The sequence below is a fragment of the Serratia proteamaculans genome (assembly GCF_008830365.1).
Taxonomy (GTDB): Bacteria; Pseudomonadota; Gammaproteobacteria; order Enterobacterales; family Enterobacteriaceae; genus Serratia; species Serratia proteamaculans.
In genome coordinates this window covers 319,604-332,249 of record NZ_WBKI01000004.1, presented here as the reverse complement: position 1 = coordinate 332,249, position 12,646 = coordinate 319,604, and the positions used below count along the sequence as shown (strand labels likewise).

The following is a 12,646-nucleotide window of genomic DNA, read 5'->3' as shown; positions in this document are numbered from 1 at the left end:
TGGGGATCGGACAAACGGAAAGCTGTGGTTTTAAAGCTGAAGACGTATTTGGAGTTCCCTGGTGTCGGTAGCTAAAACATCCTTTAATACCCAGAGAATGGAAACGCCTCCCTCCCTGAGCTTTTTATTATAGAAGTTGTCAGACAATCGTTTATTAACCGTTTAGACCGTCAAGAAACACTTCAGTGTGCGTGAACAGTAGCTCACAAAAACCACTGCGGTCAACACAAAAGTAGACACAAAACTCACTTTTATGTCTACTTATTCGAACCTGTAACCTAAACAGTTGATTTATATTTAATTACCTTTTATTTACATTTCATTCATCATAATAAAATCATCATTGGCCGTGATACCGGGTAGTTGAACATCATTTTAAAAGAGTAATCAGCCGCTTACCTCCCCTCTTGTGGTGTCAGTTCTGGACAATACCAATGCGTGCGATATAGTGAAGCCGCCAGAATATTGTAAGGAATGCTTATGAAGACCACTAACGCCCAGCGCAAAAGTAACATCATTAAGAATATTGAATATCTGATGCGCACCCGTGGCGAAACCAAGGCATCCTTCTCTAGTCGTACTGGCCTGACACGAACCACTATCTACAAGATCCTCGACGGACGGGTCAACAACGTGCAGCAGGCCACCGTTAATCGGATTTCAGATTTCTTTGGGGTTTCCTGCGAAGAGATCGAAGACTATGATTTGGAAAAGCTGGAACTGCTCAACGAGACGCTGTCCACCGAAGGTAATAAAAACCCTTCAGCGATCCCTATTATTCCGCAGTCCTGTTTTTTAGCGGCTACCGGTAAGAAGATCGGCCAACTGGTCACCGAATTCCCTTTGACTTATTTCTTCGGCGATGAGTCAAATATGGTAGCAATGAGAATAGAGACCGAAATAAAAGGTTCATTTATTCCAGGTGAGGTGATTATTATAAAACGCCCGCCGGTATTAGTTTGCGATTCGCCTTTATTGTATCACTCGGGAAAATACGGCTTCTTTGTGGTTAACGACAAAGAAGAAAGTAGCATGGAGAAAAATCATCAGGATACCGTGCAATTCCTGGGTTATATCTTTGGAGAAAGGCTATAAATGGAACCGAATCAAAAGTTCAAGCTATTGGGCTTTACCCGGCATGGCACTCTGGCTGCCAATGTCATGGTATTAGCCACCGGCAAAACCATTACCATGGGGCTGAATGAACTGGCCGACAGCGATATATCGGAAGATCTGAGTCGGCATGAACTGCAGGCGCTGTATCGAAAAATCTACGGTAACAATCAGCAGCAAACCGCCTATGAGCTCAGCGATCGTCATGAACGATCCTGGTACGCCTACCTGATCATTACCGTGGCGCTCAGCGTGATTTATATCTTCTCAACCCTGTGCGGCGTCAAACCGATTCAAATCCCCGCACTGAACCTGATCACGCCCCCGGCAATATTTATTTACCCCCTCACCTTTATCCTGGTGGATATTCTGAACGAGTTTTATGGACTGCGGCTGGCCAGGCGCACCATTATCATCTCGTTTATGGCCAACCTGATTTTTGTGCTGGGCGTTTGGGCGACCACGCTGGTACCGAGCATTCCGCAGTGGGAGTTCAGCAAGACTTATGACGGCATTGTTCACAGCATCATGGCGGTGTTGGTGGCTTCATCCGCGGCCTATTTAATCTCCGAGAACGTCAACTCCTACCTGCTGTGCAAAATCAAGGAACTGACCAACTCTCGCTACCTGTTTGTGCGGGTGATCACCAGCACCGTGGTGGCCTCGGCCATCGACAGCGTGGTGTTCTGTACCCTGGCGTTCTACAACGTATTGAGCTGGGACATCATCAAAACCATGATCCTGTCGCAGTTCCTGATCAAGGTGGTCTACGCCCTGGTCGGTGTTGGGCCGATTTACGCCGCCCGCAGCCTGTTTAACCGTTATATCAATACCGATCTTGCAAGGAGCAATGAATATGCATATCAAAAAACAAGATAAAATCACCCATCTTGGCGCCAACTCCGATTACCCGGACCAGTATGCTCCCGAGTTGCTCGAAGCCCTGCCGCGCGCTCGCGGCCGTGATCTGATCGGCGTAGATGAACAGCAGCTGCCATTCCACGGCTATGATCTATGGACCGCCTTCGAGCTGTCCTGGCTCAACGCCAAAGGCAAGCCGGTGGTTGGTATTGGTGAGTTCACCCTGCCCCATTCCTCCACCAATCTGATCGAGTCCAAGTCATTCAAGCTGTATCTCAACAGCTTTAACCAGACGCGCTTCGACAACGTGGAACAGGTCAGTGCCGCGATGCAAAAAGATCTGTCGCAGGCCGCCAACGGTCAGGTCGGGGTGAAGTTGTATCCGGGGTTAGACGGTTATTCATCGCAGATCGACAGCCTGCCGGGCATCAATATTGACGATCTGGATATCGCCGTGGATAATTTTGACTTCAAACCGGAATATCTGGACGGTGCCGCCAGCGAACAGGCGGAAACGGTAACAGAGACGCTGTCCTCCAACCTGCTGAAATCCAATTGTCTGGTCACCAACCAGCCGGACTGGGGCAGCGTAGTGATCCACTATCAGGGCCGGAAAATCGATCGCGAGCGCCTGCTGCGCTACCTGATCTCCTTCCGTCAGCATAATGAGTTCCACGAGCAGTGTGTCGAACGCATTTTTAACGACATCAAGCAAAGTTGCCAACCGGAAAAACTCAGCGTGTTCGCCCGCTACACCCGTCGTGGCGGCCTGGACATCAACCCGTTCCGCAGCGATTTCGAAACGGCACCGACCCTCGGCCGCTTGATCAGGCAATAATCGTTCGACCTGTCATGCCCCCGCCCGGGGGCATTATTTTTCCCCGTTCATCTCCTTGTTATTTTTCGCCATTACCGTCGTTAACAACTATCTTCAAAATAACCCTTAGGGAGATTAACGACGCATGCCTGACTTTTCGCGCAGAGAAATACTGCGGGCTGCCGCCATAGGATCGGCCTTTACACTGTTACCCGCCTCGATCCGCAAAGCGCTGGCAATCCCCGCCAATAACCGCACCGGCACGATTAACGATGTCGAACACGTGGTGATCCTGATGCAGGAAAACCGTTCCTTCGACCACTACTTCGGCACCCTGCCCGGCGTGCGTGGCTTTAGCGATCGCTTCACCATTCCTTTGCCCGGCGACCGTCACGTCTGGCAGCAGCAAGGTGAACAGCGGCTGGTGTTGCCTTACCATCTGGACAGCAAGCGCGGCAACGCCCAGCGGGTTAGCGGCACGCCCCACTCGTGGGTAGATGAGCAATCCGCCTGGGACAGCGGCCGCATGAGCGCCTGGCCGACCTACAAAACGCCCACCTCGATGGGGTATTACCGTCGGCACGAACTGCCGTTCCAGTTTGCGCTGGCCGAAACCTTCACCCTATGCGACGCCTATCATTGCTCGATCCACGCCGGTACCAATACCAACCGCCTGTTCCACTGGACCGGCACCAACGGCCCGACGGCAGCCGGAGTCGCGGTAGTGGTCAACGAGTGGGACAGCCCCGGCCCGGTTGAGATCGGCTACCAGTGGCAGACCTATCCGGAACGACTGGAAGCCAGCGGCGTCAGTTGGAAGGTCTATCAATTTTTACCGGATAACTTCACCGATAACCCGCTGGCGGGTTTCCGCCAGTACCGCGCCGCCAGCGTTAAGGTCGGCAACCCGGCGCAGCCACCGAAAGATTTCACCGCTTTTGTGCCTTACCGCGATGAGCTCAATGCCGATGCGCCGCTGTATAAGGGCAATGGCAACACGCTACCGGCCGCCGACGGCAACGATTTGGACGCGATTCTGGCCGCTTTCCGCCACGACGTACAGCAGGGCAAACTGCCGCAGGTGAGCTGGATCATCGCCCCGGCGGCCTACTCGGAACATCCCGGCCCTTCCAGCCCGGTGCAGGGCGGCTGGTTTACCCAGGAGATCCTCAACGCGCTGACGGATAACCCCGAGGTGTGGAGTAAAACCGTACTGCTGGTTAATTACGACGAGAACGACGGCTTCTTCGACCATATGCCTTCTCCTTCTGCGCCGTCATTACGTGAAGACGGCAGCTTCGCCGGTAAATCGACGGTGCCGTTCGACAGTGAAATCTTCCAGCACGTCGCCCCACCCGGTTCACAAGAGCAACCACCGCCGGACGGCCGTATCTATGGTCCCGGCCCACGGGTACCGATGTTGGTGCTGTCCCCCTGGAGCCGTGGCGGCTGGGTCAATTCACAGGTCTTCGACCACACTTCGGTACTGCAATTTTTGGAGCAACGTTTTCAGGTGCATGAACCGAACATCAGCGCCTGGCGACGGGCGGTGTGTGGCGATCTCACTTCAGCATTCAACTTTGTCGATCCCAACAACGAAACCCTGCCCAGCCTGCCGGCCACCAGCCGCCACGCCGCCGACAGTCTGCGCCAGCGGCAGGAACAGTTACCGCAGGTGCCCTTGCCAGCGGTGGATAGGCAGCAATTGCCGCGCCAGTCCCGGCTGGCACGCCCGTCGCGTGCATTGCCTTACCAACTTCACGTTGAGGCCACCGTTTTCCCCGAACAAAAGAGGCTGACGCTCAACCTGTTTAATACTGGCGAACAAGGCGCGGTATTTCATGTTTATGACCGACTGAATCTGGATCAGATCCCACGGCGCTACACCGTCGAGGCCAGTAAGGCCGTCAGTGATAACTGGTCGACGGAGGACAAGTACCACCTGTGGTTACTGGGCCCCAACGGTTTTCATCGTGAACTGCGTGGCAGCATTCAACAGCCACAGCCAGAAGTGCGGCTGACCCCGCAGAGTGACCGCCTGTCGCTAACCCTGACTAACCCCGGCAGTGAGACGACAACGGTGACCATCGCCCGCTGCCCCTATACGCAAAACGGCCCCTGGCAGATTGAACTGCCTGCAGGTGGCCGTCACCAGCAGGCCTTTGACGCCAAAATCAGCGGGGGTTGGTACGATCTTTCATTACAAGACTCACAGGGCTGGCTGCGCCGCTTGGCGGGGCGTCTGGAGAACGGTGAGCACAGCGTCAGCGATCCGCTGATGGGCAAAGCTTAAGATATCCGCACTGGGGTGTTCAAAAAGCGAAAGGATATGGATTATCATTAACTTCTTTATTCCATGCCCGATGCCCAAGGATCTCCATGCCTGCCGTTCTTATTGCCAAAGCCAGCCGTTGGCTGGCCGCCTGTGCCCTGTTGATGGCCAGCACCGTTCAGGCCGCCCCAATCGTCGTTACCGACGTCGCCGGACGCCAGGTCACCCTGCCGCAACCGGCCAAACGCGTGATCCTGGCCGATGCCCGTGCGCTGCTGGCGCTGAATATTTTGCATCCGCAGGAACCGTTGAAAAATATCATCGCCTGGGATAATTCGCTGAAGGTGAAGGCTCCGGACCTGGTGGAGGCCTACGCGAAGAAATTCCCGCAGGTGATGCAGATCCCCACCTTCGATAATCCTTATGTCAGCGATTTCAGCGTGGAAAGTGCGGTGGTGCGCAAGCCGGACCTGATCATTTTCGACATCGGCCTGCTGAGTAAGCTGAAAGACAGCGGCGTACTGGCCCAACTGGAAAAAATCGGCATCCCGGTACTGATTATCGATTTTCGCCAGCAGCCGCTGACCAATACCGTTGCCAGCATGCAGTTGCTGGGCAAGGTGTTTGATGAGCAGCAAAACGCCAATACCTTTATCCAGCTTTACCAGCAGCGTCTGGATCTGGTACGCCAGCGGGTAGCGACGCTGAAACCGGAACAGCGCCCGAGCGTATTTATCGAACGCAGCGCCGGCATGAAAGGCGAGCAATGTTGCAATACCTTTGGCAAGGGCAGCTTTGGCCAGTTTATTGAAACCGCCGGCGGAAATAACATCGGCAGCAAGCTGTTCGCGGAAATGGGCGGCGAGGTGAACGTGGAACAGATGATTGCCAGCAATCCGGATTTCTATCTGATGACCGGTGCAGACTGGAGCCGCGGCCATAAAGGCACACAGGCGGTGCCGCTGGGTTACGCCACCGATGCGGCCACCACCCAGCAGAAGCTGACGGTACTGATGAACCGCACCGGCCTGAACGTGCTGAAGGCGGTAAAAGAAAAACGCGTAATGGCGATTTATCACCAATTCTATGACTCACCGCTGAATTTTATTGCGGTCGAGGCAATCGCTAAACTCCTGCACCCGGACTTATTTAAAGACATTGATCCGCAAGCAGATATTGAAATGGTACATCAAAAATTCACCGCATTGGATTACAGCGGCGTGTTCTGGGTCACCGCAAAATAACCCTGACTCAGGGCCCGCCAGCCGGGCCCTGACACCTTAGCTCCCCCTTTAGTTACCCACTGAATTATTCCGAAATAAAGTTATTTACTTGCCAATAATTATCATTAAGATTGTCATTTCTAAAAAAACACATCTGGGTTTGAAACTTTTAAGGCATTATTATGTCAATTCTTTTTCGTCTTTCGCTACTGGCGGCTTCCGTTGCCATGGCGCTGCCTGCCCTTGCTGCTGATAACAAATCTCAAAATGACGCTCCCGCTGATAACATTACCGTGGTCGGCAACTGGCTGGATAACCCGGACACCAGTTCGGTGTTGCTCAATCACCCAGGCGCACGCTCTATCGTCACCGAACAACAGATGCATGAACAAGGCGACCAGACCATCGCCGATACCCTGCGCGGCGTACCGGGCGTCCAGGTACGTGACAGCAACGGTACTGGCGGCAGCGATATTTCGCTCAACGTCGGCGTGCGCGGCCTGACTTCTCGTCTTTCCCCACGATCTACCATCCTGATGGACGGTGTGCCTTTGGCGGTAGCCCCTTACGGTCAGCCACAGCTGTCGATGGCACCGCTTTCCATTGGCAGTCTGCAGTCGGTTGATGTGGTGCGTGGCGGCGGCGCGGTACGCTACGGGCCGCAAAACGTCGGCGGCGTGATTAACTTCGTCACCAAAGACATTCCGAAAACCTTCGGTGGCTCAGCCAGTGTGCAAACCCAGGGTGCCAGCCACGGCGGGTTGAAAACCCTGACCAGCACTTCGCTCGGCGGCACCGCCGACAACGGCTTAGGTGCCGAACTGCTGTACTCCGGCCTGCACGGCCAGGGCTATCGCGACAATAACGACAACACCGACATCGACGACTTCATGCTGAAAACGCGCTATGCGTTTACCGATCGCGATGAGCTGCTGGCCAATTTCCACTATTACGACGGCAAAGCCGGTATGCCGGGCGGGCTGAGCAGCGCGCAGTATGCGCAGAACCCGTTCCAGTCGACCCGCCCGTGGGACCAGTTCGAAGGGCATCGCAAGGATATGTCTTTCAAATATAAGCATCAGGAAGACGACAAACAGTTCGAAGTGCTGACCTACTTCACCGACAGTTATCGCGGCAGCAGCATCGAATCGGAAGGCACCGGCAAGAATGCGGGCATGAAACGTATGGTGTCCTACCCGCGCCACTACTCTACCTGGGCAATTGAACCCAGCTATTCGCAAGTCTTCCGTTTCTGGGACATGGCGCACGAGATCACCCTCGGCTACCGCTACCTGAACGAAACCATGGATGAGAAGGCCTCGCGCTCCGCCTGGTATAACCCGGCGGACATCAGCTCAACGCCGGAAACGCCGGATTACTACCAGCACACCTCCGGTGGCACCGCCGCTCACGCGCTGTACATCGATGACACCATTAACGTCGGCAACTGGACGGTTACGCCAGGCCTGCGCTACGAGAGTATCCGCACCCATGTGGACGACGCGTTCAACAACATCAGCCGCGAGAAGAGTTACAGCGAACCGCTGCCGTCGCTGAATCTGATGTACCACATGTCGGACGCCTGGAAGCTGTTCGCCAACGCCAACACCTCGTTTGGCAGCATGCAGTACTTCCAGTTGACCAAAGGCGGTAATGGCAACCAGCCGGCACCGGGCCTGACGGCGGAAAAAGCCCATACCTACGAGTTCGGTACCCGCTATGACGACACCATCGTCAAAGCCGAAGCCACGCTGTTCTACATCGACTTCGACAACCAGTTGCAGTACATCAGCAATGATATCGGCTGGACCAATATGGGTGCCACCAAGCACAAGGGCATCGAACTGGCGCTCAGTTACGATCTTAGCGAGCTGAACCGCGCACTGGACGGCGTGAGCGTTTACACCAGCTACACCTACACCAAGGCCAGCACCGATAAGGGCGACTTCGCCGGTAAAGACCTGCCGTTCTATTCACGTCAGGTGTATACCGTCGGCACCCGTTACGCCACCGGCAACTGGGTGTGGAATCTGGACAGCTATGCCCAGTCCAAACAGCATTCACCGGGTACCGGGCCGGATTATGTGACGCAGGAAAGCGCCGATGGCCAGTTTGGCGACATCGCCGGTTATATGGTGTGGAATATGCGTGGGGAATATAACTTCGGGCCGCAGCTGTCGAACCTGACGCTGGGTGCCGGGGTGAAAAACCTGTTCGATCAGCGCTACTTCACGCGTTCCAACGACAACAACTTCGGCAAGTATGTCGGTGAACCGCGCACCTTCTTTGTGCAGGGCTCCGTGGCATTCTGAGGTTAGCGCCCTCTCAGGGGGCGCTAATTTCACCGGCAGTGCAACCGGAACAGGCGCGCCAGGTGCGCGCCCATCGGCGTCAGCGTAGTGTCCTTGCGCTGGATCAGATAGAACGTCGCCTTGGGCAGGCTCTCCTCCAGCGCCAGCGGCACCAGATGCTTCCCCAGTATCGGATCGGAGATCACATCCACCGACAGAATGCTGACAAAATCGCTCTGTGCCACCAGGCTGGTACAGGCCATAAAGGTTTCACAGGTGACGCTGATCGACGGTGCCATCCCCAAATCCCCGAACAAATCGTGCAACAAGCGGTAATAGCTGCCCTTTGGCGTCGGCATGGTCCAGTCACAGTGCTGCAGTTGCTTGAGTGACGACGCCCCCTCCATCGGATGCCCCTTGCGCACCACCACCCTGTACTCTTTTTCCATCAGTCGTTCGTACTGCAACTCATTATCCATGCTGCTGGGGTAATAGGTATTGACGGTGAAATCCAGCTCGCCCTGGCGCAGCTCCGGGATCATCGACACCAGTTGCCCTTCCACAATCCGCACTTTGACCTTCGGATATTCGCGGTGGAACTGATTGATGACCTGCGGCATGACGGTGCGCGCAATGCTGCCGCCGACGCCAATATTCACCGAGCCGCCCGCCAGCCCCAATCGCTGCTGGATATCCTCCTGCGCCACCCGCAGCTCTTCGAGGATCAGGCTGGCATGCTGGAAAAAGTTATCGCCGCAGTCGGTCAGCACCACTCCCTGGCTACGGCGAACAAACAGCTTGGCCCCCAGCACCGCCTCCAGTTCCTGAATCGATTTGGTCAGCGCCGGCTGGGAAAGTTGCGAAGTCCGGCTGGCGGCGCGGATGCTGCCCTGACGGCTGACTTCTACAAACGCACGTAATTGGTGCAATTTTATTGAGGCGGGCATAGGCGAATGGCGATAACCGTTGTTTATCAATAGCAAGATATTGGCATCTTATTTAGCCCGATTCCATTGTGTACATTCGAAAAAACATAATAAATAACCAAATTCTTATTTCGCTTAATTAAACGCATTTTCTGCGCCAATAAGCGCATTTCACGGCAGTTAGTCACTAAATACGTCATTTTCATTCCATAGCTTCATCGTCTGATTTCAGTTCAGCGCACCACTGCTGCCCGGCGTTTACCCGGGCGCGATAACTTATGAGATATCCCAATGAATAATCCGCTTTCGATGTTGGTGTCCGATTTGTCCCCGCAGCTGCAGGCCTGGCGCCGCGATTTTCACCGCTATGCCGAGTCCGGCTGGTTTGAGTTCCGCACCGCTACCCTGGTGGCAGAAGAACTGGATCGGCTCGGCTACCGCCTGCAACTGGGGCGCGAAGTGATTAACGCCGATGCCCGCATGGGGCTGCCCTCGGCCGAGGCCCTGCAGGCACAAGAGCAGCGCGCCCGCGAACAGGGCGCACTGGATAAGTGGTTGCCGCATTTTTCCGGTGGCTTCGCCGGTATTGTCGCCACGCTGGACACCGGCCGCCCCGGCCCGGTGATCGCCTATCGCGTTGACATGGACGCGCTCGATCTCAACGAAAAGCTACAGCCGGATCACCTGCCGTTCCGCGAAGGCTTCGCCTCCTGTAACAGCGGCATGATGCATGCATGCGGTCATGACGGCCACACCACCATTGGGCTGGGGCTGGCGCGGATATTCAAGAGCCTGGAGCCACAGCTCACCGGCACCATCAAGCTGATTTTCCAACCGGCAGAAGAAGGCACCCGCGGCGCAAAATCCATGGTGGAAGCCGGCGTGGTGGACGACGTTGATTTCTTCACCGCCGTGCACATTGGCACCGGCGTAGCAGCTGGCGAGTTGGTGTGCGGCAGCGACAGCTTTATGGCTACCAGCAAACTGGACGTCACCTACCGCGGCGTAGCCTCTCACGCCGGGGCCAAACCGGAGGATGGCCGTAATGCCCTGCTGGCGGCAGCGCAGGCCACAGTGGGTCTGTACGCCATCCCACGCCACAGCGAAGGCAGCTCACGCATCAACGTCGGCGTATTGCAGGCCGGAACCGGCCGCAACGTGATTGCCGATCGGGCATTTATGAAGGTGGAAACCCGCGGGGCCACCAACGCCATCAACGAATTTGTTTACCAGCAGGCGCTGAACGTGATCGAAGGCGCGGCCAAAATGCACGGCGTGGAATACGACATCGCCCTGATGGGCGCGGCGCAGAGCAGTAAACCGACCCAGCCTTGGGTGGACTACATTCACCGCCAGGCCCAGGAGATTGCCGAACTGACTTCGGTGGTCGATCGCCGCGAGCAGGCCGCCGGTTCAGAAGATGCCACTTATATGATGGAACGGGTGAAATCCCACGGTGGGCAGGCCTCTTACGTGATTTTCGGTACCGAACTGAGCGCCGGACACCACAACGAGAAGTTTGATTTTAACGAACAGGTGCTGGCGGTAGCGGTAAAAACGCTGGCGTCGCTGGCACTCAACCTGCCGACCTTTGGGAGCAAAGCATGAGTAACCCGCAGCTGCTGACGTTTATCAATCAGTACATTGACCAACACCAGCCACGCTTTAGCGCATTGAGTGACAGCATCTGGGATCACCCGGAGACGCGCTTTACCGAAACCTATTCCGCCAATCTGCTGGCCGACGCGCTGGAGCAGGAAGGCTTTACCCTTGAACGCGGCGTTGGCGGCATCGAAACCGCGTTTATCGCCAGCTACGGCAGCGGCCAGCCGGTGATCGCTCTGCTGGGTGAATACGACGCCCTCGCCGGACTGAGCCAACAGGCCGGTTGTGCCACGCCGCAGCCGCTGGTGGAAAACGGCAACGGCCACGGCTGCGGCCACAATCTGCTGGGCACCGCCGCGCTGGCTGGGGCATTCGCGGTGAAGGCCTGGATGCAGCAACAGCACCTGACCGGCACCGTCCGTTTCTACGGTTGCCCCGGTGAAGAAGGCGGTTCCGGCAAAACCTTTATGGTGCGTGAAGGGCTGTTCGATGACGTCGACGCTGCCCTCACCTGGCACCCGGAAGGTTTCAGCGGTATGTTCAATACCAGCACCCTGGCCAACATACAGGCGGCGTTTCAGTTCAAGGGGATTGCCGCTCATGCCGCCAACTCACCGCACCTGGGTCGCAGTGCATTGGATGCGGTGACGCTAATGAACACCGGTGCCAATTTCCTGCGCGAGCACATTGTGCAGGAAGCGCGGCTGCATTATGCCGTCACCAATACCGGCGGCAGTTCGCCCAACGTGGTACAGGCCGACGCCGAAGTGCTGTACCTGATCCGCGCACCACAGCTCGATCAGGCGCAGGATATTTACCAGCGGGTGATCAACATCGCCAAGGGTGCGGCGCTGATGACCGATACCCAGATGACGGTGCGTTTCGACAAGGCTTGCTCCAACTACGTGCCAAACCGCAGCATGGAACAGGTGATGTATCGCTATGTCTGTGACTTCGGCCTGCCGGAGTACAGCGAGACAGAACGTAAATTCGCCGGAGAGATCCGCCAAACGCTGAATAAAGACGAGCTGCGTAATGCCAGGCTGAATGTCGCCCGCACCGGCGGCGCAGCCGGACATGAATGGGTACAGCAGTTGGGCGACAAGGTGTTGATGGACGAGGTCGCCCCTTATGTGGCATCGGAAGATCTGCTGTACGGCTCTACCGACGTCGGCGATGTCAGTTGGGTCGCGCCGACCGCCCAGTGCTTCAGTCCGTGCTTCGCCTTCGGTACGCCGCTGCACACCTGGCAACTGGTGGCACAGGGGCGTACTTCGATCGCCCACAAAGGCATGTGCCTGGCAGGCAAGGTGATGGCGGCCACCGCCGTCGAACTGCTGAGCGACAGCGCCCTGTTGGCGGACTGTCGCCGTGAGTTCGAACGCCAGCGCGCCGAACAGCCTTATAGCTGCCCGATCCCCAAAGACATCAAGCCTTCACCGTTAAAGTAGTCACCAAGCAGCAAAGGCCTGGGAAACCAGGTCAGTCATAATAATTATAATTAAATCAAATAATAAAAAATAAACACAACAGGACAA

The 12,646-nt window shown here is 56.0% G+C and carries 9 protein-coding genes; 8 read left to right on the top strand and 1 reads right to left on the bottom strand.

All coding sequences use genetic code 11. The annotated features are described in order from the left end of the window. The first annotated feature begins 480 nt into the window (after positions 1-480). The 6 genes from F8R23_RS17365 to F8R23_RS17340 all read left to right on the top strand — a co-directional run bounded on the left by F8R23_RS17365 (position 481) and on the right by F8R23_RS17340 (position 8,598). A complete protein-coding gene (locus F8R23_RS17365) occupies positions 481-1,095 on the top strand; it encodes a helix-turn-helix domain-containing protein (protein WP_129936383.1) in 615 nt (204 codons plus the stop codon). Beyond that, positions 1,096-1,992 carry a queuosine precursor transporter gene (locus tag F8R23_RS17360; RefSeq protein WP_099063335.1) on the top strand — a complete coding sequence of 299 codons (897 nt, stop codon included), beginning with the start codon at positions 1,096-1,098 and terminating at the stop codon, positions 1,990-1,992. Next, positions 1,970-2,812: an NADPH-dependent 7-cyano-7-deazaguanine reductase QueF gene (queF, locus tag F8R23_RS17355; RefSeq protein WP_129936382.1), complete on the top strand. Its 843-nt coding sequence runs from the start codon at positions 1,970-1,972 to the stop codon at positions 2,810-2,812. The genes F8R23_RS17360 and queF overlap by 23 nt, the downstream gene beginning before the upstream one ends. 124 nt (positions 2,813-2,936) lie before the next feature. Beyond that, entirely contained in the window at positions 2,937-5,084 is a 2,148-nt protein-coding gene (locus F8R23_RS17350) for a phosphocholine-specific phospholipase C (RefSeq protein ID WP_151415848.1), read from the top strand. Positions 5,085-5,170: 86 nt separating this feature from the next. Further along, the gene (locus F8R23_RS17345; protein ID WP_129936380.1) at positions 5,171-6,307 is read left to right on the top strand and encodes an ABC transporter substrate-binding protein; all 1,137 of its coding nucleotides are present in this window, start codon (positions 5,171-5,173) and stop codon (positions 6,305-6,307) included. A gap of 161 nt (positions 6,308-6,468) precedes the next feature. Continuing rightward, positions 6,469-8,598 (top strand): TonB-dependent receptor family protein, encoded by a 2,130-nt coding sequence (locus F8R23_RS17340; protein WP_151415847.1) that lies wholly within the window; start codon positions 6,469-6,471, stop codon positions 8,596-8,598. A 29-nt stretch (positions 8,599-8,627) separates the two neighbouring features. On the opposite strand, the gene F8R23_RS17335 is transcribed toward F8R23_RS17340, so the two are convergent. Beyond that, entirely contained in the window at positions 8,628-9,524 is an 897-nt protein-coding gene (locus F8R23_RS17335; RefSeq protein WP_129936397.1) for a LysR family transcriptional regulator, read from the bottom strand. Positions 9,525-9,794: 270 nt separating this feature from the next. On the opposite strand from F8R23_RS17335, the gene F8R23_RS17330 reads away from it, so the two are divergent. Together F8R23_RS17330 and F8R23_RS17325 are read left to right on the top strand one after the other, a co-directional pair. Continuing rightward, a complete protein-coding gene (locus tag F8R23_RS17330; protein ID WP_112346982.1) occupies positions 9,795-11,111 on the top strand; it encodes a M20 family metallo-hydrolase in 1,317 nt (438 codons plus the stop codon). Then, positions 11,108-12,559, top strand: coding sequence for a M20 family metallopeptidase (locus tag F8R23_RS17325; protein ID WP_112346984.1), 1,452 nt, complete (start codon positions 11,108-11,110; stop codon positions 12,557-12,559). Before F8R23_RS17330 ends, F8R23_RS17325 begins: the two co-directional genes overlap by 4 nt. The last annotated feature ends 87 nt before the right edge of the window (positions 12,560-12,646 follow it).

Coding starts and splice junctions, on each gene's coding strand:
- F8R23_RS17365 (WP_129936383.1), top strand. CDS start 481: ATGAAGACCACTAACGCCCAGCGCAAAAGTAACATCATTAAGAATATT.
- F8R23_RS17360 (WP_099063335.1), top strand. CDS start 1,096: ATGGAACCGAATCAAAAGTTCAAGCTATTGGGCTTTACCCGGCATGGC.
- queF (WP_129936382.1), top strand. CDS start 1,970: ATGCATATCAAAAAACAAGATAAAATCACCCATCTTGGCGCCAACTCC.
- F8R23_RS17350 (WP_151415848.1), top strand. CDS start 2,937: ATGCCTGACTTTTCGCGCAGAGAAATACTGCGGGCTGCCGCCATAGGA.
- F8R23_RS17345 (WP_129936380.1), top strand. CDS start 5,171: ATGCCTGCCGTTCTTATTGCCAAAGCCAGCCGTTGGCTGGCCGCCTGT.
- F8R23_RS17340 (WP_151415847.1), top strand. CDS start 6,469: ATGTCAATTCTTTTTCGTCTTTCGCTACTGGCGGCTTCCGTTGCCATG.
- F8R23_RS17335 (WP_129936397.1), bottom strand. CDS start 9,524: ATGCCCGCCTCAATAAAATTGCACCAATTACGTGCGTTTGTAGAAGTC.
- F8R23_RS17330 (WP_112346982.1), top strand. CDS start 9,795: ATGAATAATCCGCTTTCGATGTTGGTGTCCGATTTGTCCCCGCAGCTG.
- F8R23_RS17325 (WP_112346984.1), top strand. CDS start 11,108: ATGAGTAACCCGCAGCTGCTGACGTTTATCAATCAGTACATTGACCAA.